We start from the raw sequence: 23,815 nt of genomic DNA on the forward strand, positions 1-23,815 counted from the left end.
GGGCGGCCGCCCGCCCTCCAAGGATTGGCCCACGTCTGGATGGGAAGTCGTTGACGCATGGAGATCCCACGGACCTTGGTGCTGACCGGGCACTTTCCACCTGAGCCCGGCGGGGTGCAGACGTTCACGTGGGAGCTGGTGCGGCGGCTGCCCGCGGACCGGGTGGTCGTGGTGGCGCCGGCGCGGGATGGGGCGGCGGAGTTCGACGCGGGGCTGGACTTCCCGGTGGTGCGGCGGCGCGGGTACCTGCTGTTCCGCGGGTTGCGGCGGATCGTGGCGCAGTACCGGATCGAGGCGGGGTGGATCACGGCGGCGGCGCCGTTCGGGATGTACGCGCCGCTGATGCGGGCGGCGGGGGTGCGGTGGCTGGTCGGCTCGGCGCACGGGCAGGAGCTGGGGTGGTTCCGGGCGCCGCCGACGCGGGCGGCGCTGCGGGCGGCGGCCCGGTCGTTCGACGTGCTGACGCACCTGTGCGAGGCGACGCTGCCGGAGGTGGCGGGCGCCGTCGGGGACCGGACGCGGCTGGTGCGGCTCGCGGGCGCGGTGGACACGGTGCGGTTCCGGCCGGGCCTGGACGGTTCGGCGGTCCGGCGGCGGCACGGGCTCGGCAAGGGCCCCGTGGTGCTCAGCGTGGCCCGGCTGGTCCGGCGGAAGGGCCACGACATGCTGGTCCGGGCGTGGGGCGACGTGGTGCGGCGGCGGCCGGACGCGCGGCTGGTCATCGTCGGGGACGGCCCGATGCGGCACCGGCTGCAGGAGATGGCGGACCGGTGCGCGCCGGGCGCGGTCACGCTGGCCGGGCTCGTGTCCGCGGCCGACCTGCCGCGCTACTACGCCGCCGCCGACGTGTTCGCGCTGCCGTGCCGCGACGACCGGCACGGGCTGCAGACGGAGGGGCTGGGCCTGTCGGTGCTGGAGGCGTCCGCGGCGGGGCTGCCGGTGGTGGTCGGCCGGTCGGGCGGCAGCCCGGCGGCGCTGATCGACGGGCGGACGGGCGTGCTGGTCGACGCGACCCGCCCGGACGAGCTGGCGCTCACCCTGCACCGGCTGCTCTCCTCCCCCGAGCGGGCCGCCGCGATGGGGGCGGCGGGGCGGGAGTGGACGTGCCGGAACTGGAGCTGGGACATGGCCGCGGCCAAGCTCGGGAGGCTGCTGTCGGACGCTCCGGACCGCGATTCGCCGTCGCCGTGGGCTAGACCGGGGATGGAGCCCGCATGGGACTCAAGGAGCAGCTGAGCCGCCGGGACTTCCGGCGGCTCATCCTCGGTCAGACGGTCTCCTCGTTCGGCGACTGGATGGGCACGCTCGCGCTGATGTACTTCGTCCTGGAGCTGAGCGGCTCCACGACGGCGGTGGGCGGGGTGCTGGTGCTGCGGCTGCTCCCGTCGGCGGTGGGCGCGCCGGTGGCGGCGCGGGTGGTGACGCGGTGGCGGCGGCGCAGCGTGATGCTGTGGTCGGACCTGGTGCGGACGGGCATGGCGCTGGCGCTGCCGGTCGTCCCGTGGCTGGTGTGGGTGTACGTCTGGGCGTTCCTCATCGAGGTCGTGGGGCTGATGTTCCTGCCGGCCCGGGACGCGGCGATCCCGTTCCTCATCGAGGACGAGGAGGACAAGCACGACACGGCGACGCTGGAGCTGGCCAACGGCATCACGATGGCGACGTCCTACGGGATGATCCCGCTGGGCGCGGGGACGTTCGGGCTGCTGCTGTGGCTGTCGAACATGGCCGGCTGGGAGGGCCACTGGCGGTACGTGGTGGTGTTCTGGCTGAACGCGGTGACGTATCTCGTGTCGTACTTCGCCATCCGCTCGATCCCCGACCTCGGGCCCGCCCCGGTCGAGAAGTCGGAGATGGAGCACACCGAGCGGGAGTCGCAGGGCGGTTTCTTCAAGGCGCTCAAGCTCCCGGTGGTGCGGGGCGTCATGCCGGGGGTCGCGGTGGTGGCGCTCGGGCTGGGCGCGCTGTTCTCGCTCGGCGTGGTGTTCGTGAAGAACACGCTGGACGCGGGCGCGGTCGGGTTCGGTGCGCTGGTGGTGCTGTTCGGCGTGGGCGCGCTCGCGGGCCTGCTGCTGATCCACCGCAAGGCGGGCAGCCTGATGACGCAGGTCCGGCTGGGGACGGCCGCGCAGGGCATCGTGATCGCGCTGATGGGCGGGCTGGGGTCGATCACGTGGTCGTTCATCGGGGCGGTCGTGTTCGGCGCCGCGGCGACGAGCGCGCTGGTCGGCGGCATCACCTATCTCCAGGAGTCGCTCAGCGGGGTGGAGCGCAACCTGGCGCTGACCGCGTTCCACGCGGTGCTGCGGTTCGGGCTGGCGCTGGCGGCGCTGCTGTCGGGCGGCGCGGCCGACCTCCTGAAGGAGGCCGGCGCGTCCCCGCTCGGGCTGGCGCCGGGCCAGTTCGTGCTGGCGGCGTCCGGCCTGCTGGTGCTGGCGGGCACCTTCCTGATCCGCGCCCCCGGCGCGCGGACGATGTCGCCTACCGGAGAGGCACGGGCTCGGGACCACTCGTGATCTCCACCGGGGACGCCTCGCCGCGGCTGTTGGCCGCGCGCCGATCAGCATGCCGGGCGTGGCGGCGAGCCCGCCGGCGACCGCGGACAGCGAGAACAGCACGGTGCCGGCGACGACGACGCGGCGGCGGCCGAGCAGGTCGGCGAGCCGGCCGCCGAGCAGCATGAACCCGCCGTAGGTGAGCAGGTAGCCGGACGGCACCCACTGCAGGTCCCCGACGGAGAAGCCGAGGGCGTCGCTGATCGCGGGCAGCGCCACGTTGACGATCGAGGCGTCGATGAAGTCGAGGAACGCGATCGCGCACAGCAGCGTGAGCGTGATCTTGCCGCGTCCCGTGGCGAGAAAGGATTGCGTCATGAAGCCCTCCGAGTCGGGTCGTTTCGCGGCCCTTGGAGGAGGCGGGGGTCCGGGAGTGTGACGCGGTGAGGCCCACATCACATCCGGCTGGGGATGTCACACTTCGAGGCGGGCGGCCCTCCGAGGGGGTGAGCGCACAGGGAGGTCGAGCCATGCCCGAGGGCACCGCCGAGGACGCGGCGACACAGGTCTTCGCCGACCACCGGGAGCTGCTGTTCTCGGTCGTCTACAACATGCTGGGCAGCGTCGCCGACACCGACTGGACCCGGACGGCGACCGAGTCCGCGGCGTCTACGCCGTCACCAACCCCGACAAGCTCGCCCGCATCACCGAAGAGGAGTGAGCGTCACGACGCCTGGACGGCGGCGGCCTCGACGGCGGGCCGCACGTGCACCTCGCTGCCCGCCTCGACCGCCAGCCTCCCGGCGGCCTCCCGGGTCAGCTGCGCCCAGGAGACGTCCTCCGCGTCCGCGCCGCGCACCCGGAACTCGACGCGGACCTCGAAGCCGAGCCGCACCACGCGGGTGACCACGGCGGGCGTCGTCCCGGGGCCGGGCTCCGCCGCGACCTCCACGTCGTGGGGCCGCAGCAGCCGGCCGCCGATCTCGGTGACCGGCCCGAGGAAGCGCATCACGAACGGGCTGACCGGGTTGTCGTAGATCTCGCCGGGCGTGCCGACCTGCTGGACGGCGCCGTCGGCCAGCACCACGATCGAGTCGGCGACCTCGATCGCCTCCTCCTGGTCGTGGGTGACGAACACGGTGGTGACGTGCACCTCGTCGTGCAGGCGGCGCAGCCAGGCGCGCAGCTCCTTGCGGACCTGCGCGTCGAGCGCGCCGAACGGCTCGTCCAGCAGCAGCACCTCGGGGTCGACGGCGAGCGCCCTGGCCAGGGCCATGCGCTGCCGCTGCCCGCCCGACAGCTGCGCGGGGTACCGCTCGGCGAACCGGTCGAGGTGGACGAGCTCCAGCAGTTCCCCGACCCGCCGCCGGATCTCCTCCTTGGACCGCTTGCGGATCTTCAGGCCGAAGGCGACGTTGTCGAACACCGTCAGGTGCTTGAACGCGGCGTAGTGCTGGAAGACGAACCCGACGCCGCGGCGCTGCGGCGGCGTCGAGGTCGCGTCCCGGCCGGAGATCAGCACCCGTCCCGAGTCGGGCGTCTCCAGGCCGGCGATGACGCGCAGCAGGGTCGACTTGCCGCCGCCGCTCGGGCCGAGCAGCGCGGTGAGCGAGCCGGACGCGATGTCCACCGAGACGTCGCGCAGCACCGGCGCCTCCCCGAACGACTTGTTCACATCGCGGATCTCGATCGCCATCAGGTGCCGTCCTTGGGTCGCAGTAGCCGGGTCGCCAGCAGGCTGGCGACCGCGATCGCCGCCAGCGCGAGCGCGGCGGAGTACGAGGCGTGCACGTCGAAGTTCTCGAAGCGCTCCTCGACGAACAGGGTGAGGGTCTGGGTCTCGTCGACGGTCCGGCCGGAGACGACGGCGACGGCGCCGTACTCGCCCAGCGCGCGGGCCAGGGAGAGGACGATGCCGTAGCCGAGGGCGGCGCGGATGCCGGGCAGGGTGATGCGGCGGAACGTCTGCCAGCCGCCGGCGCCGAGGGTCCGCGCGGCCTGCTCCTGCTCGTCCCCCAGCTCCTCCAGGACGGGCACGATAGCCCGCACCACCAGGGGGAGGCAGACGAACACCGTCGCCAGCACCATCCCCGGCGTGGAGAAGACGACCTGCACGCCGCGGCCCTCCAGCCAGCCGCCCACCGGCGCGAAGCTCCCGTACACGAGGACCAGCGCGAGCCCGACCACGACCGGCGACACCGACATCGGCAGGTCGATCAGCGCGCCGAGCAGCCGCCGGCCGGGGAACCGGTGCCGGACGAGCAGCAGCGCGGACAGGATCCCGAACAGCGTGTTGAGCACGACGGCCCAGCCCGCGACGATGACCGTGACCTTGAACGCGTGCAGCGCGGAGCGGGTGGTGAGGGCGTCCGCGAACGGGCCGATCCCGTCCTGGAACGTCCGCCAGCCGATGAGCCCCACCGGGATGATCAGCAGGAAGGCCAGGTAGGCCAGCGCCGCCAGGCGCAGCGCGTGCTTAGCCATGGCGGGCCCCCCAGCGGCGGACGAGGTCGATCGCCAGCAGGAACACCAGCGAGAGCACCAGCAGCGCGGTCGAGACGGCGGCCGCGGCGGCGGTGTTGTCGCTCTCGATCTGGCCGAAGATGTGCACGGCCGCGACCTGCGTCTTGAACGGGACGTTCCCGGAGATCAGCACCGTCGACCCGAACTCGGAGACGGCGCGGGTGAAGGCCAGCGCCGTCCCGGTCAGCATCGCCGGGACCAGGTTCGGCAGGATGATCCGCCGGAAGACCGTCCAATTGCCGGCGCCGAGCGAAGCGGCGGCCTGCTCCATCTCCCGGTCCAGCTCCAGCAGCACCGGCTGGACGGTCCGCACCACGAACGGCAGCGTCACGAACAGCAGCGCCACGACCACGCCGGCCCGGGTGTAGGCGAGCGAGACGCCGAGCGGGCTGTCGGTCCCGTACAGGGTCAGCAGGACGAGACCCGCCACGATCGTCGGCAGCGCGAACGGCAGGTCGATCAGCAGGTCGACCAGGCTCTTGCCCGGGAAGCGGTCCCGGACGAGCACCCAGGCGATCAGCGTGCCCATGACCAGGTTGATCAGCGCCACCACCAGCGAGGCGAGGACGGTCAGCTTCAGCGCGGCCCACGCGTCCGGGGTGGTGATCGCGTCCCAGAACGCGGCGGGGCCCTGCGCGGTCCCCTTCCACAGGACCGCGCCGAGCGGGATCAGCACCACCGCGCTCAGGAAGATCGTCGCCGTCCCCACGCCGACCGCCGTGCCGCCCCACGCGGGCGGGGCGGGACGGCGGCGGGGCGCAGGGGCCGGGGCGTCCCTCGTCTTCTCGATCGTCGCCAAGGGGGCCTAGCCCTCCACCGAGACGCCGATGCTCTTCTCCACGTCGGCCATGACGCTGCCCGCCGGGTCGAAGAACTCCTTCTTGACCTTGGGCCAGCCGCCCAGGTCGGCGATGGTGAAGAGCCCGGACGGGGCAGGGAACCTCTCCGCGCCGGGGACGCCGTCCACCACCGGCCGGTACCCGTTCTCGACGAAGACCTCCTGCGCCTTCTTGCTGCGGAGGAACTTCAGGAACGCCTGGGCCTCCTTCTGGTTCCGGCTCTTCTTCGTCACCGCGACCGGGTTCTCGATCAGGATCGTCGAGTCGGGCACGGTGTAGTCGAGCGGCTGGTCGTTCTGCCGCGCGAAGATCGCCTCGTTCTCGTAGGCGACGAGGACGTCGCCCTTGCCGCCGGAGAAGGTCTGCAGCGCCTTGCGGGCGCTGGAGTCCTGCACGGGGACGTTCTTGAAGAGCGAGTGCAGGTAGGCGGTGCCGGCCGCCTTGTCGGCGCCCTTGCCCGACTTGGCGCCGTAGGCCGCCATGATGTTCCACATCGCCCCGCCGGAGGTGAACGGGTTCGGGGTGATGACCTGAACGCCCGGCTTGAGCAGGTCGTCCCAGGTCTTGACGTTCTTCGGGTTGCCCTTCCGGGTGGCGAGGACGACCACCGAGTCGGTGACCATGCCCTTCTCCGGCCCGGCGTTCCAGCCCGGGTCGACCAGGCCGGCGTCCACGAGCCGCGTCATGTCGGGCTCCAGGGAGAACGCGACGATGTCGGCCTTCAGGCCGTTCGCCACCGCCCGGCTCTGCTCGCCGGACGCGCCGAACGACTTGCTGAACGCGACGTTCTTCCCCTCCGGCGTCTTCTGGTACTCCTTGATGATCGCCTCGTACGCGGCCTGGGGCGTCGAGTAGGCCACCAGCGAGAGCCGGACCTTCCCGCCGCCGGAGCCCGACCCCCCGCAGGCCGCGGCCCCCAGGGCGACGGCGGCCAGCCCCAGCACCACCCCGGTCTTACGCACGCGCATGTTCTCTCCAGTTTTCCTACATGTTCGGTCGAAATAGAATGTTACAGACGGCCGCGGGCCGTCAAGGCCCGGGGCCCCGTCACGAGCCGCCCGGGCCGTCCGTGCGCCACCGGGTGAACCTGCGCTCCAGCAGGACGAGGAGGTAGTTGAAAACCAGCCCGAGCGCGGAGATCGCGAGGATCCCCGCGTACATGTCGGTGATCGCGAAGTTCTGCTGCGCGGAGCCGATCAGGAAGCCGAGGCCCTCCTTGGCCCCGACCATCTCCGCCACGATCACGACCAGCACGGAGATCCCGCCGGCCAGCCGGATGCCGGTGAAGACCGACGGCACCGCGGCGGGCAGGACCACCTTCTGGAAGACGCGCACGGCGGGCAGCCCCAGCGACCGCGCGGACTTGACCAGCGTCGCGTCCACCGTGCGGACCGCGCTGATCGTGTTCAGCAGGATCGGCCACGCGCACGCGTACAGGACGATCGCGATCTTCGAGGTCTCGCCGATGCCGAGGACCAGGATGAAGACCGGCAGCAGCGCGATCGCGGCGGTGTTGCGGAACAGCTCCAGCAGCGGGTTCAGCAGCTCCGCGACCGGCCGGTACCAGCCGATCAGCAGGCCGAGCGGCACCGCGAGGGCGATCGCCAGCCCGAACCCCGACAGGGCGCGGACCAGGCTGGCCTCGGTGTCGCTCCACAGCCGGCCGCTCTTCGCCAGCTCCCACAGGGCCGGAAGGACCTCCGACACCGGCGGCAGGAAGACCGGGTCGACGAGCCGCGCGCGGGGGGCCAGCTCCCAGACGGCGAAGAGCACGGCGATCGCGATCGTCCGGCGGAACGCGGCGGCGGCGAGCGCGGCGGCGCGGCGGCGCCTCGCCGGCGGCGCCGCGGTCCCGGTGCCGCTCGCGGCGGTCCCGGCGGGCGCGGGCGCCTCCACGGTGCTAGCCACGGGCGACCGCCTCCTCCCGCGGCGCCGGGGCGGCCGGGCGCCGCGCCGCCCGCACCTCGTCCTTCAGCAGCGACCAGACCCGGTGCCGGTGGGCCGCGAACTCGGGGCTGGAGCGCAGGTCCTCCCGCTCGTCGCGGGGGCCGAGGTCGATGCCGACGACCTCCTTCACCCGGCCGGGCCGCGAGGTCAGCACGGCTACCCGCTGGCCGAGGTAGACGGCCTCGTCGATGCCGTGGGTGATGAACACCACGGTCTTGCCGGTCTTCGCCCAGATGCGCAGCAGCTCGTCCTGCAGGCCGTCCCGGGTCTGCGCGTCGAGCGCGGCGAACGGCTCGTCCATGAGCAGCACGCCGGGGTCGTAGGCGAGGCTGCGGGCGATCGCGACGCGCTGCTTCATGCCGCCGGACAGCTCGTGCGGGTACCGGTCCTCGAAACCGGACAGGCCGACCAGGTCCAGGTGGTGCCGGGCGACCTCGGTGCGCTCGCGGCGCCGCAGCCCCTTGGCCTCCAGCCCGAACTCGACGTTGCGCAGCGCCGTCCGCCACGGGAGCAGCGCGTACTGCTGGAAGACGACGGCCCGGTCGAGGGCCGGCCCGGTCACCTCCGCGCCGTCGACCGCGACGCGGCCGGCGGTGGGCCGGGCCAGCCCGCCGATCAGGTCGAGCAGGGTCGACTTGCCGCAGCCGGACGGCCCCACCACGACGAGGAACTCGCCCTCGGCGACGTCCAGATCGACGCCGCCGAGCGCGGTGAAGGCGCCGCCGCCCCGGACCGGGAACGTCTTGGCGACACCCGTGAGACTGATCTTCGCGGTCTCGCCGGTGGGCGCCGTCATCGCGGGCCGCCTCCGTTCGCGTACGGGTTGAACTCGTTCGTGTACAGGTCCCGGGGCCGGACCTTGACCTCCCGGATCTGGCCGGCGTCCTTCAGCCATCCGCTCCAGGTCGCGAACTCCCGGTCGGTCATCAGACCGCCCCGGCCGGCGACGCCCCACGACTTCCAGTACTTCAGCGCGTCTGGGCTCTCGTTCCGGCCGCGCGCCGCGAGGATCTTCATCTGCCGGGCGACGACCTCCTCGCGCGGCGCGGTCCGCGACCACTCGATGGCCTTGGCGACGCCGGCGGTGAAGGCCCGCACGGTGTCCGGGTTCCGCTCGATGAAGTCGTCGCGGAAGACGTAGGAGCCGGCGGTGAAGGCGCCGAGGAAGTCGTAGTCGCGGAACACGCGGCGGACCCCGCCGGCGGCGATCGCCTTGTCCTGGAAGATCCCGGTGAGCGCGGCGACGTCGATCTGCCCCTGCCGCAGCGACTGCTCCAGGGAGACCGGCGGGACGGCGAGGGCCTCGACCTTCGCGACGTCGCCGGCGCTGAGCCCGTTGCGCCGCAGGTAGAGGTCCAGGACGGCCTGCGAGTGGCCGCCGAGCGTGTTCATGCCGATCTTCTTGCCGACGAGGTCCCGCGGCCCCCTGATCGGGCTGCCCTCCAGGACGAAGAAGCCGGTGTAGTTCTTCGCGTCGGTGCCGTAGTAGCCGATGACGGACGTCAGCGGCGCGCCCGACTCCTGCAGCTTGACCGAGGCGCCGTTGAAGGCCCCGCCGAACGCGACCTGGCCGGTGGCGGCGCTCTGCACGTCCTGCGGGCCGCTGGCGGTGTTGCCCACCCACTCCAGCCGGACGCCGCCGAGGTAGCCGAGGTCCTCGGCGAGCTCCGGCAGCGTCACCTGGCCCGTCCAGCCCTGGTAGCGCAGCGTGCCGGTCCGCTCGGCCCCGCCGCCCGCCGCGCGGCCGCAGGCCGCGGCCAGCGGCACCGCCGCGGCCGAGACCGCGGCCGCGGCCAGGAACCGCCGTCTCGTCGGTGCGCCGGCGTCCGGCGCGCCGGCGGTTCGTCCGGTCGTTCGTCTGGTCATGCCCTTCGCGCTCAACACGATCTCCCTGGGTCGGTGGTCTGGATGCCGGGTCGGGTCACGGGCGACAGAGGGCGCTGGCCTGGCGCCGGAGGTCGACGTGCAGGCGCGCGGCGAGCGGCTGGGAGGAGGACACGCGGTGGACTATGCCGCGCTTTTCCTGCTAAGTCAATCGGAATAGTTGCCTTTTGGTCGCATGCGTGGTTCGCTACGACTCGGCGCGGCTCCTCCGCGCCCGCTGAGAACCCCCGTCCCTCCCCCGAGAGAGGCAGACCCATGCCCGAGTTCGACATCCGCAAGATCGGCGGCCGCATCGGCGCCGAGGTCGTCGGCGTCGACGTGCGCAACCTGAGCGGCGCCGTCTTCCGCGAGATCCAGGACGCGCTGCTGGATCACAAGGTCCTCGGCTTCCGCGGCCAGGACCTCACCGACGACGACCAGATCGCCTTCGCCGCCCGGTTCGGCGAGCTGACCGGCGCGCACCCCACCGTCCCGGCGGCCGACGGCCACCGGGAGATCCTGCCGGTCGACGGCGAGTCCGGGCGCGCGAACCACTGGCACACCGACGTCACCTTCGTGCGGACGCCGCCGAAGATCAGCACCCTGCGCAGCCTCGTCATCCCGCCCTACGGCGGGAACACGCTGGTCGCCAACACCGGCGCCGCCTACCGGGACCTCCCCGCCGAGCTGCGCGCGCTGGCCGACCGGCTCTTCGCCGTGCACACCAACGACTACGATTACGTGCAGCCGCCGGCCAGCGGCGCCGACCCGGCGAAGGCGGCCGAGCACCGCAAGGCGTTCGTGTCGCGGACGTGGAAGACCGCGCACCCGGTCGTCCGCGTGCACCCCGAATCGGGCGAGCACAACCTGTTCATCGGCGGGTTCGCGCAGAGCATCGTGGGGCTGCCGCCGCGGGAGGGCCGCACCCTCCTGGACCTCTTCCAGCGGTACGTGACCCGGCCGGAGAACATCCTGCGCTGGACGTGGGCCCCGGGCGACCTCATCGTGTTCGACAACCGGATCACCCAGCACTACGCGTCCGACGACTACGGCGACCTGCCGCGGCTCCTGCACCGCGTCACCGTCGCCGGCGACGTCCCGGTGGGCGTGGACGGGCGGGAGAGCTACCTCGTCGAGGGCGACGACGCCTCGCACTACACCCCGTCCGCGGCCTGAGCCCGGACCGCCGCAGGCCAGGGCCCGGGGACGGGGTGACCCCGGGCCCTCCCCGGGTCAGCGCTCGGGCAGCGCGCACATGGCGTCCAGGCCCAGGACGTGGTTGAGGCGGCCGAACGCGAGCCAGGAGCCGATGCACATGCTCAGCTCGACGATCTCGCGCTGGGTGTAGTGCGCGGTCATGCGGTCCCAGAACTCGTCGTCCAGGCCGTGGTGGTCGAGGGCGTAGCGCTCGGCGTACTCGGCGGCGAGGCGGGTCCGGTCGTCGAACCGGTCGGTGGTGCGCCATTCGGCGACCGCGCCGGCGAACTCCTCCTCGACCTTCTCGCCGTCGCGGTCCGTCCGCCAGTCCAGGCAGAACAGGCACCCGTTGATCTGGGCGATGCGGAGGCGCGCGGCCTCGAACTCGCGGAGGCCGAGGGTGGTGTGCGCGTAGACGGCGAGCGACAGGTTGGACGCGGCCGGGCCGATGCCGGGGACCATCTCGCCCCACGCGTACTGGATCGGGTCCTTGCCGTCGGGGATGTCGAGGTTCACCGGGCCCTCCTCCCGAGCCTGCCCACGGCGGGGCGCAGCGGGACGTCGAGCGCGTCGTAGAGGCCGGGTTCGGCGTCCACGAGCCAGTCGATGGCGCCGACCAGGCGCCCGACCGCGGTCGCGTTGCCGCCCGCCGCGCGGTTGCCGTGCTCGTCGGTGGCCTCGACCGTGACCTCGATGCGCGGGTCGCCCTCGATGATGACGCGGTGGGCGCCGTCGCCGTCCGGCGGCATGGGCCAGTCGGGCGCGCAGGACGGGTGGATGCGCGTGACGTGCTCGACCACGATGCGCGGCTCGCCCTCGACGATGCCCTGCACCTCGAACCGCACGGCGCCCTGGGTGCCCTTCTCGAATTCGCCCATGGACGCGGTGGTGACGGTGTCGTCCAGCGGGCGGCGCGCCACGGTCTCGCGGACCTCGTCCAGCTCGACGCCGAGCGCCCGCGCCATCAGCCGGACCTGCCCGCCCCACACCATGGCCGGGACGGTCGCCGCGAGCATCGGCGGCTCGTAGTCCATGGGCTGGCCCATGCCGACCAGGTAGCGGACGGCGTCGGGCTGGTCGTAGGCGGAGTAGTCGAAGATCTCCTGGCAGCGGACGGCGTCGACGACACTGCCCAGCCCGCTGATCATCAGCGGCAGGACGTCGTTGCCCCAGCCCGGGTCGACGCCGGAGACGAACAGCGAGCCGCCGCCCTCGGCGATCGCGTCCAGCACCGCCTCCCGCATCTCCGGCGGGGCGTTGCGCGGGTCGTAGAGCGCGTAGAGCGCGGGTGTGACGACCACGGCTCCGGCGCGGACGGCCGCCAGGATGTCGGCGAGCGCCTCGTCGGGGCGGACGTCGCCGGACGCCGCGTACACCACGGCCCGCGGGCCGGCGGCGAGGGCGGCGCCGATGTCGGTGGTCGCCGCGACGCCGAGGTCGCGGCCGAGGCCGGCGAGATCGCCCGCGTCCCGTCCGGCCTTGCCCTCGTCGTGGACGATCACGCCGGTCAGTTCCAGGCCCGGATGGGCGTCGACGGCACGGAGGGCGAGCCGGCCCACGTTGCCCGTGCCCCAGACGATCGCGGAGATCATGCGCGGAATGTAACAAAGCCCGCCGCGCTTGCCAAGCAAGCACTTGGTTAACAGCCCGTGACCTGGCAACACGCATGCGTGACCGACCGAAAGTTACTTTTGCGTAGATAGTGACTTCGCTCACTCGCCGATATAGAACCTGTTCCAATCTCAGCGAGAGTGAGGGAGGTCACATGACCGACTCCGCCATGCCCATGGGGAGACCCGGCGACCTGTCACGCCGCGGCTTCCTAGTTGGAACCGGTTCCATTCTGGGTCTGGGCCTGCTCGGCGGCACCGCCGCGTCCACCGCCTCGGCCGCCGGGCCGATCGGCGACGGCGCGCACGTCCCCGTCCTGATCATCGGCACCGGGTACGGCGGCTCCGTGGCCGCTCTGCGGCTCGCCCAGGCCGGCGTCGACGTCCACATGGTCGAGATGGGCCAGGCATGGGACACCCCCGGCTCGGACGGCAAGATCTTCGCCAACACCCGCACCCCCGACTACCGGTCCTACTGGCTGCGGACCAGGACCAAGCAGCCGATCAGCAACTTCCTCGGCTTCCCGCTCGACAAGGACGTCCCCCGCTACACCGGGATCCTGGACGCCGAGGACTTCGCCGGCATCACCGTCTACCAGGGACGCGGCGTCGGCGGCGGGTCGCTCGTCAACGGCGGCATGGCGGTCACCCCGAAGCGGTCGCGGTTCAGCGCCATCCTGCCGACGGTGGACGCCGACGAGATGTACGGCGTGTACTACCCGCGCGCCAACGCCGGCCTCGGCGTCAACGAGATCGACCGGGCGTGGTTCGACTCGACCGACTGCTACCAGTACGCGCGGGTCGGGCGGAAGCAGGCCCAGCGCTCCGGATTCGAGTGGGTGTACGTCCCGAACGTGTACGACTTCGACTACATGGAGCAGGAGGCGGCGAACGCGGTGCCGAGGTCGGCGCTCGCGGCCGAGATCCTCTACGGCAACAACTACGGCAAGAAGTCGCTGCAGAAGACCTACCTGGCGCAGGCCAAGGCCACCGGCAGGGTCTCCATCTCACCCCTGCACAGGGTGACGTCGGTGTCGCCCGCGTCCGGCGGCGGCTACACGGTCGCGATGGAGACGCTCGACACCTCCGGCGACGTGACCGGGACCAAGGCCGTGCGGGCCGACCGGGTGTTCTTCGCGGCGGGCAGCGTCGGCACCAGCAAGCTGCTGGTCAAGCTGAAGGCGACCGGCGCGCTGCCGAACCTGAACGGCGAGGTCGGCAAGGGCTGGGGCGACAACGGCAACGTGATGTGCGGCCGCGCCAACCACATCTGGGACCCGACGGGCAGCCTCCAGTCCGCGATCCCGACCGGCGGCATCGACAACTGGGACGCCGGCGGAGCGTTCGCCGAGGTCGCGCCGCTGCCCACCGGGATCGAGACCTGGGCCTCGTTCTACCTGTCGATCACCAACACCCCGCACCGGGCCGAGTTCTCCTGGAACGCGGCAACGGGGCAGGTCGACCTGAACTGGCAGCGGTCCTGGAAGCAGGCCGGCATCGACATGGCCAAGTCGATCTTCGACAAGATCAACAAGAAGGAGGGCACGATCTACCGGACCGACCTGTTCGGCGTCTACAAGATCTGGGGCGACCACCTCACCTACCACCCGCTCGGCGGCGCCGTCCTCGACCGGGCCACCGACAACTACGGCCGGCTGCGCGGCTACTCCGGCCTGTACGCCATCGACGGCTCGCTGATCCCCGGCAACACCAGCGTCAACCCGTTCGTCACCATCACCGCGCTCGCCGAGCGCAACATCGAGAAGATCATCGCCACCGACCTGTAGCGGCTCCGGCCCGCAGGGGCGCGCCGACGGGATCCGGCCACGGGCGCGTGTGGCCGGACTTACTCCGGGTCACCTCCGGGTCGTCTCCGCGCCGTCTCCGCGTCCGTCTTCTCCGCATCACTTCCCGGGGCAGGGCTCGAAGAGGCGCCGCGTCCCCGTCCCGGCCGCGTAGGCGGCGGGATCGCTGAACCGGCACCCGTAGTCGGCGCCCGCCACGATCCGCGGGTTCGTCGTCACGTCACCGGCCGGGCGCCTGCCCGTGTCGATCCAGCGCACGAGGTCGTCCCAGGCCGTCCCCGCCTCGGCGGCGGAGAACTCGCAGTGCTGCGTCGTCCGGATGGCCCGCTGGACGAGCAGCCGCGACCGGTGCTGCCGCGCCACCTCGGAGGCGTAGATCTGCTCCATCGAGAACGGGACGAACATGTCCCCCAGCCCGTGCAGGCTGAGCACCGGCACGTGCGGGCGCCCGTTGATGCGCGGCACCTGCGACAGCCGGTTCGACAGCCGCGCCGGCAGGTTCGCGACCCGCACCCGCTGCACGGTCCTGTTGACGTCCACCGGCTTGTCGGGCCGGTACCGGGTGAACAGGTTCGTCGACAGCTGACCCGGATCCTCCGCGAGCGTCGCGCCGGGAACCGGCGGCGTGGCCAGCGTGAAGGGGAAGTCCTTCCAGAACGCGAACGACTGCACCGCCCCGGGGCGCGCCCCGCCCGTCCGGTTGATGACGATCGACCGGAACTGCTTCCCGCGCGCGTTCGCGGTGTCCGGCCCGCCGGGGCGCAGCGCGGTCAGCCCGAGCGCCGCCTCGATCTTCGGGACGGTCACGGTGGCGTACTGGTCCGTCACCGGGTACTCCCGGACGCCGGCCAGGTCCTGCGCCACCACGTTGTAGTCGAGGAAGAAGTCGAACAGCTCGTCGTCGCCGAGCACCCCGCACATCGGCAGCGCGCCGTCGTAGTAGCCGGGGAACTGCTCCAGCGAGCGCCCGATGATGTGCCCGCCCATCGACACGCCGACGATGACGCGCTGCTTGGGCCGCCCCACCTTGCGGGCGAACAGTTCGGCGAGGTCGCGCGTGCTCAGCACCCCGGCGCGGACGTCGTACCCGTTGTCGTAGTACGACGACGCCGCCCACGCGTACCCCTGGTCGAGCAGCCGCTGCCGGAGCCCGAACGGCGGCGGGCCGACCGTCAGCACGGTCCCCTGGCCGGCGTAGCCGTGCGCGTAGAGCGCGAGCCTCCCGTTCCAGTGCGGCGGCACCTCGATGTCGTACGCCGCGTGCCGGTGGACGCCCTGCAGGACGCGCGACGGCGCCCCGTGCACCTGGACGGGCGCGAGCGGCGGGTTGTCGATCGTGTAACCGGGTAGCGGCTGGTCGTCGGGGGTGCCCTTGGCCGCGGCCGGGCCCGCTGGGACCAGCGCGGCGAGAACGGTCGCGGCAAGGGCGGTGAGGGCTCGGATGCGCATGGTGCTCCTCTGGCAGACGCCCGCATTAAATACCTTCGCATTACATACCGTCCAGTCGGTTTGTGTAATAGGGGAGGCCGGATCCGGTCTCGTCCGGGGGCGGCGCCCGGTTGCGTCCGGCGACCCCGGGTAGGTGCGGGTCCGGACGGATCGGTCGGGGGAGATCGTGGATTCGGATGAGCATTCTCGGTATGACCGTCGCGGTGGCGGCCGCGGGCTTCATCGGGCTCGGCTTCGTCGCGCAGCAGCACGCCGCGTTCCGGGAACCGCTGGAGGAGATCCTGCATCCGCGGCTGCTGCTGGACCTGCTGCGCAGCCGGCTCTGGCTGACCGGCATCGCCTCGATGATCACCGGTCAGATCATCTTCGCGTTCGCGCTGAACACCGCCGACGTCGCCGAGGTCACCCCGGTGCTCACGGTCAACCTCATCTTCGCGCTGTTCGCCGCGCACGTGATCTACCGGGAGCGGCTCGGCCGCAACGAGTGGCTGGGGTCGCTGCTGCTGACCTGCGGCGTCGCGCTGTTCCTCGCGATCGGGGTGCCGCACGGCGGCGCCCTGCCCGGCGCGCACTCGCCGCGCTGGCTCGCGGGCGGGGCCGTGATCGCCCTGGTCGCCCTGTGCGCGTTCGGCGGCCTGCACCGGGACCTGCGCGTCCGCGCGATGCTGCTGGCGTGCGGCGCCGGGCTGCTGTACGGGCTCCAGGACACCCTGACCCGCAGCGTGCTGCTGCTCTCCGACGACGGCTTCACCCGCGCCCTGGTGACCTGGCAGCCGTACGGCCTGGTGGCCATCGGGGCGCTCGGGCTGCTGTTCGCGCAGAGCGCGTTCGACGCGGCGCCGCTGCGGATCTCGCTGCCCGCCACCACCGCGGCCGAGCCGCTCACCGGCATCGCGCTCAGCATCGTGATCTTCGGGGAGCGGGTGCGGCTGGAGGTGTCCGACCTCGCCCTGGAGGCGCTCGGGCTCGCCGCGATGGTCGCGGGCATCGTCGTCCTCGGCCGGTCCCCGTACCTCGGCAAACCCGGCGAACGCGCGGCCGTGCCGCCTGACGGGGTGGAGTGCCGGTGATCCCGATCGTCCTCGCGCTGCTCGCCGGCGCCGCGAACGCCCTGGCGTCGGTGCTGCAGCGGCGGGCGGCCAAGGCGGCGCCCGAGTCGGACGCCTTCAAGCCCGCGCTCATCCTGGACCTGCTGCGCAGCCCGATGTGGATCGGCGGCATCGGCGCGCTCATCGCCGCGTTCGTGCTGCAGGCGACGGCGCTGTCCATCGCGGGGCTGTCGCTCGTCCAGCCGCTGCTGGCGGTCGAGCTGCCCTTCACCATGATCCTCATCGCGTGGCTGCCGCCGCGCGGGCTGGCCCGGGTGCCGTGGACCGCCGTCGTCCTGCTCAGCGCCGGGCTGGCCGCCCTGCTGTTCGCGCTGTCGCCCGACGAGAGCTACCACCGGCCGACCACCGCTGCATGGGCGATCGCGACAGCCGCCACGGTCGGCTGCGTCGCCGGGCTCAGCGCGCTGGCGTGGATGATCCGCGGGCCGGTCCGCGCCGTCCTGCTGGGCGTCACCACGTCGATCGGGTTCGCGCTGACGGCCGCGTACATGAACACCGCCACGCGCGACTTCGAGCGCGGCATCGGCGCCGTCCTGGCGTCCTGGCAGCTCTACGCCATGGCGCTGGCCGGTCTCGCCAGCCTGTTCCTGCTGCAGAACGCGCTGCAGAGCGGCAGCCTCGTCGCCGTGCAGCCCGCGCTGACCATCTCCGACCCCGTGGCCAGCATCATCCTCGGCGTCTACCTGTTCGGCGAGAACGTCCGCGGCGGGCCGTGGACGGTCGTGGAGGCCGCGGGCCTGGCGCTGATACTCCTCGGCAGCATCGGCATCGCCCGGTCCCCGCTGCTGCACGAGGAGCACGACGTCAGCCGAGCACCGACCGGATGACCCGCTCGGCGGGGACGGCGTCGAACAGCGCGCCCGCCCTGCGGGCCCCCGCCTCCCGCACCGCCTCGTCCTTCAGCCGGTCGAGGGCCTCCACCAGCTCGCCCGGCGTCCTGGCGTAGCTGCTCAGGCCGGCGCGGGCCATCTCCGCGGCGCCGTCCCGGCCGTGCCCGGGGATCGGCCGGTAGGAGATCACCGGCAGCCCGCACGCGAACGCCTCCCGGCAGGTCAGCCCCGCCGCGTTGTCGATCAGCGCGTAGGCGCCCGCCATCAGCTCGGCCATGTCGTCCCGCCAGCCCAGCGCCGGCCCGTAGACGCGCTCGCGGAGCCGCTCGTTCCGGCCGCACAGCACCACCGGCACGTACCGGCCGGACGCCGCGACGCCCTGCGCGGTCTCCACGACCCGGCCGACGCCCCAGGAGCCCGCCGAGATCAGCACGACCTTGTCGTCCGGCCGCGCGCCCGCCGCCTCGCGGAGCCGGTCGCCCGCGGCGCGCTTCCGGCGGAACTCGGGGCGCACCACGGGCGCGTGCCCGCCCGCCGGGCGCCCCGTCCGCTCCATGACCGTCCGCGCCGACCGCTCGTCCGGGCACAGGTAGCGGTCGTTGCCCGCGTGCAGCCACATCCGGTGGACGGCGAAGTCGGTCACCAGCACCAGCGACGGCACGGTGAGCCGCCCCGAGTCCCGGAGCCGCCCGGCCGCCTGCGCGGCCACGTGGAACGTCGACACGACCGCGTCGGGCGGCAGCTCCCGGATGCGGGCGTCCAGCCGCCGCGCGATCAGCGCCGTCAGCGGCGACGCCGGCAGCGGGCGGTGCGGCACGAAGAACGCCCGGTAGATCCCCTCGTACAGCCACGGCGCGGACCGGACCATCCCCGAGTACAGGCGCCGCAGCCCGCGCCCCAGCTTCAGCGGAACCAGGTCGAGAACGTCCAAAACGGACGTCTCCACTTTCTGGATCTCCATCCTGCGGGCCAGCTCCGCGGCGACCGCGTCATGCCCGGCCCCCATGCCCGCCGTCAGAATTAAGAGTCGTTTGCCCATTGATTGAGCTCCCCCCGGTGAAACTGTCTTCATGTCCCGCCGCGTGCCCGCCGCCCTGACCGCCGCCGTCCTGGCCCATGCGCTGCCCGCGGCGACGTGGCTCGCCCCGGTCCGCCGCCTGACCCCCCGCCTCGCCGGCCGCGGCGGCCCCCGCCATGTGGCGCTCACCCTCGACGACGGCCCCGACCCCCGCTCCACGCCCCTCTTCCTGGACGAACTGGCCCGCCTGGGCTGCCACGCGACGTTCTTCGTCCTCGGCGCGATGCTCAGCCGTGCCCCTTCGCTCGGCCGCCGCATCGTCGCCGGAGGCCACGAGATCGCCGTGCACGGCTGGCACCACGACAACACCCTCACGACCCGCCCCGGCCGGGCCGCCGCGGAGATCCGGAACACCGTGCACCTCATCGAGGACGTGTGCGGCGTGGCCCCATCGTGGTACCGGCCCCCGTACGGCGCCCTGAGCACCGAGGCGCTGCTGGCGGCCCGGCGCAACGGCCTGCATCCCGTCCTGTGGACGGCCTGGGGCAGGGACTGGACGGCGGCGTCCACCCCGGAATCCGTCCTACGGACCCTCGCGCCGGACCTGGAAGGCGGCGCGACGCTCCTCCTGCACGACAGCGACGTCACCGCGGCACCCGGCGCCTGGAAGTCGGCCCTCGGCGCCCTCCCCGAGGTCGTGACCCGCTGCCGTGCCGCCGCGCTGACCATCGGCCCCCTGCGCGACCACGGTGTGCACCCGTAACGACCGCTGTCACATGGCACTACTCCCCCGGCAGACGCCCTCTATGTGGAGCCACCAGCCGTTTCTGGACAGGCCCGACGTAGATCCCACCCCAAAAAGTGACCTGGCCCGGACGCGCCGCATGCCCTCCGGAAACCCGCCTCAATGAGACTGTGAAGACCGGCACACCGAGGAGAAACGCCATGGATTACAGGCTGGAACTGGTCACGGTACCCGTCTCCGACATCGATCGCGCCAAGGCGTTCTACACCGAGAAGGCGGGCTTCAACGCCGACCACGACCACCGGGTGAGCGACGAGGTCCGGTTCGTCCAGCTCACCCCGCCGGGCTCGCCCTGCTCGATCGCCATCGGCTCGGGCCTCGGCGCGGAGATGGCGCCGGGCACCGTCCAGGGCCTGCAACTGGTCGTCGCCGACGCCGAGGCGGCCCGCGCCGACCTGGCCTCCCGCGGCGTAGAGGTCAGCGACGTCCACGACTTCCCCTGGGGCCGCTTCGTCTTCTTCAAGGACCCGGACGGCAACGGCTGGAACGTCCAGGAGGTCCGCCGCGAAGGCTGACCGGCAGCAGCGCCACGTCCATGGCCGGCCGTCACCGGAATGGAGTGCCGCGCGGCAGACGTTGCATGCCAGATGAGCCCGGGGGAAGAACGCCTGCTCGCCGACCGCGCCGGCACGCTGAAACTCATCGCGTCGCTGAGCGGCGACTGGGACGGCGTCGTCGAGGCGTCGTCGCAGACCGGGGTGGACGATGAGCACGACCCGGAGGGCGCCACGATCGCCTTCGAGCGCGCCCGGATCGAGGCGTCCCTGAGCCGCGCCCGCGCGCGTCTCGCCGACATCGACGACGCGCTGCGCCGCCTCCGCGAAGGCGCCTACGGCACCTGCGAGCAATGCGGCGGCCCGATCGGCGCGGAACGCCTGGCCGCCCGCCCGGCGACCCGCACCTGCATAACCTGCGCCACCCCCTGACCGGGCGGTGGTCGCCGGGGCGGGCCGCCTCCCCGGGTCAGAGCCTCTGCTTGAGCAGTTCCTTGCCCTGCTCGGCCCCCTTGCGGCTCTCGCCCTGGGCGCGCCGGAAGAAGTCGGCCAGCTCGACGTCGCCGTCGCGCTCGGCGTCCTCGATGTAGGTGTCCAGCCTGAGCGCGTTGCTCAGGCACTGCTCGACGAACCAAGTGATGTTGTAGTCCTTGTCCTTGGTCCCGGTGATGTGGCCTGTCTCCTGAGCAGCCATGATTCCTCCCCCGATATCGCTCGTTCGGGGCGGATACCCATAAGTGCGCAGGTGAACCTCGCCCGGCGCGACAACACTTAGCCCTTGCGCTAACTATCGTCGGCGGGTAATACTTAGCCGCATGGCACAGTATTCGGCGGAGTTGGACGGGGTGTTCGTCGCGCTCGCCGATCCGACGCGGCGGGCGGTGGTGCGGCGGCTCGGGGCCGGGCCCGCGAGCGTCGGGGACCTCGCGCGCGAGTTCCCCATGACGCTGCCCTCGTTCATGAAGCATGTGCGGACGCTCGAAGCGAACGGGCTGATCCGCACGGCCAAGGCGGGGCGGGTGCGCACGTGCACGCTCAACCGGGAGCGGCTCGTCCTGCTGGACGAGTGGCTCGCGGAGCAGCGGCGCATCTGGGAGGAGCGCACCGACCGCCTCGAACGGTTCGTCACCGGTTTGGAGGAGCGATGAACCCCGACCTCGACCTCGCGCTGGAGCGGGTCATCCGCGTGCCGCGCGCGGTCGTGTGGAGCGCGTGGGCCGATCCCGCCCGGCTCGAGCAGTGGTGGGTGCCGGCTCCCAGCCGGTGCAGGGTGGAGCGGTTCGAGCTGAGGCCGGGCGGGGCGTTCGTCACGCGGTTGAGCGACGGCGGCCCGTTCGCGCCCCACCTCGACGCCTGCTTCCTCGACGTCGAGGAGCAGCGGCGGATCGTGTTCACCAACGCGATCGACAGCACGTGGCGTCCCGCGCGGCCCGCCCCGGTCGCGATGACGGCGACGATCACGCTGGACGACCACCCCGACGGGACGGCGTACCGGATGCTCGTCCGGCACGGCGACCCGGACGCCCGCGCGCGGCACGACAAGCTCGGCTTCGCCGACGGGTGGGGGACGGTCACAGGGCAACTCGCCGAACTCGTGGAAGGAACGGCGCCATGAAGGTCACCATCACCCAGTTCGTCACGCTCGACGGGGTCAGCCAGGGGCCCGGGTCACCGGACGAGGACACCAGCGACGGGTTCGCCCATGGCGGATGGCTCGTCCCGCACATGGACGGCACGTTCGTCCAGCGCGCCTCCGACTGGCTCGACCTCGCCGGCGGGCTGCTGCTGGGGCGGCGCACCTACGAGGCGTTCGCGCGGGACTGGCCGCGGGTCACCGACCCGGCCGACCCGTTCGCCGGGCGGATGAACACGCTGCCGAAGTACGTGGTGTCGAACACGCTCCGCGAGGGGACGTGGCAGCCGGCGACGGTGCTCAAGGGAGTCGAGGCGGTCGCCGAGCTCAAGGCGCGGCCGGGACGGGAGCTGCAGGTTCACGGCAGCGCCCGGCTGGGCGACGCCCTTCTGGGCGCGGGGCTGGTCGACGCGCTCCGGCTCGTCGTCGCGCCCACGGTGCTCAGGACCGGGCGGCGCCTGCTGAACGGCCAGGGAGCCCCGTCCGGCCTCCGCCTCGTCCGGTATGAGGCGACGAAGAACGGCCTGCTGCTCCTCGAGTACGAAACCGCCGGCCCCGCACGCCGAGCCGGATACACGGGCACCGCCGCCTTCGTCTGACCTTCAGGCGTCGGGGGTGAGGTGTTTGGTCATGTAGACGCTGTGGGGGTCTGGGCGGTAGTCGGCGAAGGGGGCGCAGTAGGTGAAGCCGAACTTCTTATAGAGGTTGCGGGCCGGGAGGAAGAAGTCGTCGGAGCCGGTTTCCAGGCTGAGCCGCGTGAAGTCCATGCGCCTGGCCTCGGTGATGATGTGGTCCAGGAGCCTGGAGGCGATGCCGCTGCGTTTGCGGGCCGGGGCCGTGCGCATCGACTTCAGCTCGGCGTGGGAGGGGTCGAGCCTCTTCAGGGCGCCGCAGCCCACGACGGCTCCGTCGTCCAGCACCGACCAGAACGTCACGTCGGGCTTGCGGAGGTCGTCGAGGTCGAGAGCGTGCTTGCTCTCCAGCGGCGTGATGGATCGCATCTGGCGGATGTGCTCCGCCAGGAACTCCGCGATCTGCGGTCCGGACAGGTCGTCGACGACGATTCTCATTCGTCCACCCATCGGCGTCGTGTGGGACCAGGTGAGACTTTATCGTTCCAGGGCGCGGACGGGCGCTCCGGCCGGATCCGCGGTCTCCTCCTTGGGCGCCGCGCCGGTGCGGGCGTGGGTGGCGTACAGCGCGAGCCCGACGAACAGCGGGCCGCCGACCAGGTTGCCGATCACCGTGGGGATCTCGTTCCAGAGGAAGTAGTCCGCGATCGAGAAGTCACCGCCGAGCATCAGCCCGGACGGGAACAGGAACATGTTCACCACCGAGTGCTCGAAGCCCATGTAGAAGAAGACGAGGATGGGCATCCACATCGCGATCACCTTGCCGGAGACGGACTTCGACATCATCGCCGCGACGACGCCCGTGGAGACCATCCAGTTGCAGAGCACGCCGCGGATGAAGAGCGTCAGCATCCCGGCGGCGCCGTGGTCGGCGTACCCGACCGTCCGGGACGCGCCGATCGAGCCGATCTTCTCGCCGACGTCGTTCGGGTCGACGGTGAAGGCGTAGGTGAGGATCGTCGCCATCATGAGGGCGACCGTGAGGGCGCCGGCGAAGTTGCCGGCGAAGACCAGCCCCCAGTTGCGCAGCACCGAGCGCCACCCGACGCCCGGCCGCCGGTCGAGCAGCGCCAGCGGGACGAGGGTGAAGACCCCGGTCAGGAGATCGAACCCCATCAGGTAGAGCAGGCAGAACCCGACCGGGAAGAGCAGCGCCCCGACGATCGGCTGGCCCGTCTGCACCGAGACCGTGACGGCGAACGCGGCCGCAAGCGCCAGGATCGCGCCGGCCATGTAGGCGCGGATCACGGTGTCGCGGGCCGACATGAGGACCTTGGCCTGACCGGCGTCGACCATCTTGCGGACGAGTTCCGGCGGTGACACGTAGGACATGCGATGACTCCTTCGCGGAAACGCGGGGATCGGCTGTCCGGCCAAGTGTGGGCAGCGCGGATTACCCGCCCGTGACAGAGGGGGAAGCTCCCTGTCACGGACGGCTCACCCGGTGGCGCGCGGCCGCGTCATCACGACGTCACACGGGCGTAACACACCGGACGCGGCGGCCAGGCGCATGTATAGCCGCCGTGAAGAGTTGATGTCGGGCGCCCGCCGGGGGCCGTCCTGCCGGTA

At 72.3% G+C, this 23,815-nt stretch carries 27 protein-coding genes and 1 pseudogene; 12 read left to right on the top strand and 16 right to left on the bottom strand.

Features of this window, described 5'->3' with window-relative positions; all coding sequences use genetic code 11:
* Window positions 1-57 precede the first annotated feature (57 nt).
* Window positions 58-1,236, top strand: a complete 1,179-nt coding sequence (locus ABTW95_RS05260) for a glycosyltransferase family 4 protein (RefSeq protein ID WP_500224773.1) — start codon at window positions 58-60, stop codon at window positions 1,234-1,236.
* Window positions 1,215-2,513 carry an MFS transporter gene (locus ABTW95_RS05265; RefSeq protein WP_500224777.1) on the top strand — a complete coding sequence of 433 codons (1,299 nt, stop codon included), beginning with the start codon at window positions 1,215-1,217 and terminating at the stop codon, window positions 2,511-2,513. The genes ABTW95_RS05260 and ABTW95_RS05265 overlap by 22 nt, the downstream gene beginning before the upstream one ends.
* A gap of 45 nt (window positions 2,514-2,558) precedes the next feature.
* On the opposite strand, the pseudogene ABTW95_RS05270 reads toward ABTW95_RS05265, so the two are convergent.
* From ABTW95_RS05270 to ABTW95_RS05310, 9 genes and pseudogenes are all read right to left on the bottom strand, one after another.
* A pseudogene (locus ABTW95_RS05270) lies at window positions 2,559-2,948 on the bottom strand (MFS transporter); the annotation flags it as partial.
* 268 nt (window positions 2,949-3,216) lie between these two features.
* Window positions 3,217-4,188, bottom strand: a complete 972-nt coding sequence (locus tag ABTW95_RS05275; protein ID WP_396447514.1) for a sulfate/molybdate ABC transporter ATP-binding protein — start codon at window positions 4,186-4,188, stop codon at window positions 3,217-3,219.
* Window positions 4,188-4,976, bottom strand: a complete 789-nt coding sequence (locus tag ABTW95_RS05280) for a sulfate ABC transporter permease subunit (protein ID WP_396447513.1) — start codon at window positions 4,974-4,976, stop codon at window positions 4,188-4,190. Before ABTW95_RS05280 ends, ABTW95_RS05275 begins: the two co-directional genes overlap by 1 nt.
* On the bottom strand, window positions 4,969-5,814 hold the full coding sequence (gene cysT, locus ABTW95_RS05285) for a sulfate ABC transporter permease subunit CysT (RefSeq protein WP_396447512.1): 846 nt from the start codon (window positions 5,812-5,814) through the stop codon (window positions 4,969-4,971). The genes ABTW95_RS05280 and cysT overlap by 8 nt, the downstream gene beginning before the upstream one ends.
* Before the next feature lie 6 nt (window positions 5,815-5,820).
* Window positions 5,821-6,822, bottom strand: coding sequence for a sulfate ABC transporter substrate-binding protein (locus ABTW95_RS05290; protein WP_396447511.1), 1,002 nt, complete (start codon window positions 6,820-6,822; stop codon window positions 5,821-5,823).
* Window positions 6,823-6,901: 79 nt separating this feature from the next.
* Window positions 6,902-7,762, bottom strand: coding sequence for an ABC transporter permease (locus tag ABTW95_RS05295; protein ID WP_396447510.1), 861 nt, complete (start codon window positions 7,760-7,762; stop codon window positions 6,902-6,904).
* Window positions 7,755-8,597, bottom strand: a complete 843-nt coding sequence (locus tag ABTW95_RS05300; RefSeq protein WP_396447509.1) for an ABC transporter ATP-binding protein — start codon at window positions 8,595-8,597, stop codon at window positions 7,755-7,757. The genes ABTW95_RS05295 and ABTW95_RS05300 overlap by 8 nt, the downstream gene beginning before the upstream one ends.
* On the bottom strand, window positions 8,594-9,667 hold the full coding sequence (locus ABTW95_RS05305) for an ABC transporter substrate-binding protein (RefSeq protein ID WP_500224783.1): 1,074 nt from the start codon (window positions 9,665-9,667) through the stop codon (window positions 8,594-8,596). Before ABTW95_RS05305 ends, ABTW95_RS05300 begins: the two co-directional genes overlap by 4 nt.
* Before the next feature lie 55 nt (window positions 9,668-9,722).
* On the bottom strand, window positions 9,723-9,800 hold the full coding sequence (locus ABTW95_RS05310; RefSeq protein WP_396447522.1) for a putative leader peptide: 78 nt from the start codon (window positions 9,798-9,800) through the stop codon (window positions 9,723-9,725).
* Window positions 9,801-9,940: 140 nt separating this feature from the next.
* Here ABTW95_RS05310 and ABTW95_RS05315 point away from each other — a divergent pair, with 140 nt between their 5' ends.
* Window positions 9,941-10,840 carry a TauD/TfdA dioxygenase family protein gene (locus tag ABTW95_RS05315; RefSeq protein ID WP_396447507.1) on the top strand — a complete coding sequence of 300 codons (900 nt, stop codon included), beginning with the start codon at window positions 9,941-9,943 and terminating at the stop codon, window positions 10,838-10,840.
* Window positions 10,841-10,897: 57 nt separating this feature from the next.
* On the opposite strand, the gene ABTW95_RS05320 is transcribed toward ABTW95_RS05315, so the two are convergent.
* Window positions 10,898-11,377, bottom strand: coding sequence for a carboxymuconolactone decarboxylase family protein (locus tag ABTW95_RS05320; protein WP_396447506.1), 480 nt, complete (start codon window positions 11,375-11,377; stop codon window positions 10,898-10,900).
* Window positions 11,374-12,453, bottom strand: a complete 1,080-nt coding sequence (locus ABTW95_RS05325; protein WP_396447505.1) for an NAD(P)H-dependent amine dehydrogenase family protein — start codon at window positions 12,451-12,453, stop codon at window positions 11,374-11,376. Before ABTW95_RS05325 ends, ABTW95_RS05320 begins: the two co-directional genes overlap by 4 nt.
* Before the next feature lie 173 nt (window positions 12,454-12,626).
* On the opposite strand from ABTW95_RS05325, the gene ABTW95_RS05330 reads away from it, so the two are divergent.
* Entirely contained in the window at window positions 12,627-14,258 is a 1,632-nt protein-coding gene (locus tag ABTW95_RS05330) for a GMC oxidoreductase (RefSeq protein WP_396447504.1), read from the top strand.
* A 117-nt stretch (window positions 14,259-14,375) separates the two neighbouring features.
* On the opposite strand, the gene ABTW95_RS05335 is transcribed toward ABTW95_RS05330, so the two are convergent.
* Window positions 14,376-15,725, bottom strand: a complete 1,350-nt coding sequence (locus ABTW95_RS05335) for a hypothetical protein (RefSeq protein WP_500224795.1) — start codon at window positions 15,723-15,725, stop codon at window positions 14,376-14,378.
* Window positions 15,726-15,901: 176 nt separating this feature from the next.
* Between ABTW95_RS05335 and ABTW95_RS05340 the strand changes: the two genes are divergently transcribed.
* Window positions 15,902-16,795, top strand: coding sequence for a DMT family transporter (locus ABTW95_RS05340; protein WP_396447501.1), 894 nt, complete (start codon window positions 15,902-15,904; stop codon window positions 16,793-16,795).
* Window positions 16,792-17,661: a DMT family transporter gene (locus ABTW95_RS05345; protein WP_396447500.1), complete on the top strand. Its 870-nt coding sequence runs from the start codon at window positions 16,792-16,794 to the stop codon at window positions 17,659-17,661. Before ABTW95_RS05340 ends, ABTW95_RS05345 begins: the two co-directional genes overlap by 4 nt.
* Here the strand turns inward: ABTW95_RS05345 and ABTW95_RS05350 are convergent.
* Entirely contained in the window at window positions 17,639-18,703 is a 1,065-nt protein-coding gene (locus ABTW95_RS05350) for an MGDG synthase family glycosyltransferase (RefSeq protein ID WP_500224803.1), read from the bottom strand. The genes ABTW95_RS05345 and ABTW95_RS05350 overlap by 23 nt on opposite strands.
* Window positions 18,704-18,734: 31 nt before the next feature.
* On the opposite strand from ABTW95_RS05350, the gene ABTW95_RS05355 reads away from it, so the two are divergent.
* From ABTW95_RS05355 to ABTW95_RS05365, 3 genes are all read left to right on the top strand, one after another.
* Entirely contained in the window at window positions 18,735-19,445 is a 711-nt protein-coding gene (locus ABTW95_RS05355) for a polysaccharide deacetylase family protein (RefSeq protein ID WP_500224806.1), read from the top strand.
* A 182-nt stretch (window positions 19,446-19,627) separates the two neighbouring features.
* Window positions 19,628-20,002, top strand: a complete 375-nt coding sequence (locus ABTW95_RS05360; RefSeq protein WP_500224809.1) for a VOC family protein — start codon at window positions 19,628-19,630, stop codon at window positions 20,000-20,002.
* A gap of 72 nt (window positions 20,003-20,074) precedes the next feature.
* The gene (locus tag ABTW95_RS05365; RefSeq protein WP_500224811.1) at window positions 20,075-20,413 is read left to right on the top strand and encodes a TraR/DksA family transcriptional regulator; all 339 of its coding nucleotides are present in this window, start codon (window positions 20,075-20,077) and stop codon (window positions 20,411-20,413) included.
* Window positions 20,414-20,450: 37 nt separating this feature from the next.
* On the opposite strand, the gene ABTW95_RS05370 is transcribed toward ABTW95_RS05365, so the two are convergent.
* Entirely contained in the window at window positions 20,451-20,675 is a 225-nt protein-coding gene (locus tag ABTW95_RS05370) for a hypothetical protein (protein ID WP_500224812.1), read from the bottom strand.
* 121 nt (window positions 20,676-20,796) lie between these two features.
* On the opposite strand from ABTW95_RS05370, the gene ABTW95_RS05375 reads away from it, so the two are divergent.
* From ABTW95_RS05375 to ABTW95_RS05385, 3 genes are read left to right on the top strand one after another with little or no spacing between them, the layout of a single operon-like run.
* On the top strand, window positions 20,797-21,129 hold the full coding sequence (locus ABTW95_RS05375; protein ID WP_396447495.1) for an ArsR/SmtB family transcription factor: 333 nt from the start codon (window positions 20,797-20,799) through the stop codon (window positions 21,127-21,129).
* Window positions 21,126-21,596, top strand: a complete 471-nt coding sequence (locus ABTW95_RS05380; RefSeq protein ID WP_500224815.1) for an SRPBCC domain-containing protein — start codon at window positions 21,126-21,128, stop codon at window positions 21,594-21,596. The genes ABTW95_RS05375 and ABTW95_RS05380 overlap by 4 nt, the downstream gene beginning before the upstream one ends.
* Window positions 21,593-22,213: a dihydrofolate reductase family protein gene (locus tag ABTW95_RS05385; protein ID WP_500224818.1), complete on the top strand. Its 621-nt coding sequence runs from the start codon at window positions 21,593-21,595 to the stop codon at window positions 22,211-22,213. The genes ABTW95_RS05380 and ABTW95_RS05385 overlap by 4 nt, the downstream gene beginning before the upstream one ends.
* A 3-nt stretch (window positions 22,214-22,216) precedes the next feature.
* Here the strand turns inward: ABTW95_RS05385 and ABTW95_RS05390 are convergent, their stop codons facing one another.
* Window positions 22,217-22,684 (bottom strand): GNAT family N-acetyltransferase, encoded by a 468-nt coding sequence (locus tag ABTW95_RS05390; RefSeq protein ID WP_396447492.1) that lies wholly within the window; start codon window positions 22,682-22,684, stop codon window positions 22,217-22,219.
* Between the two features lie 39 nt (window positions 22,685-22,723).
* A complete protein-coding gene (locus ABTW95_RS05395; RefSeq protein ID WP_500224821.1) occupies window positions 22,724-23,578 on the bottom strand; it encodes a formate/nitrite transporter family protein in 855 nt (284 codons plus the stop codon).
* Between the last annotated feature and the right edge of the window lie 237 nt (window positions 23,579-23,815).

Source organism: Spirillospora sp. NPDC127506, assembly GCF_040302145.1.
Taxonomy (GTDB): domain Bacteria; phylum Actinomycetota; class Actinomycetes; order Streptosporangiales; family Streptosporangiaceae; genus Spirillospora.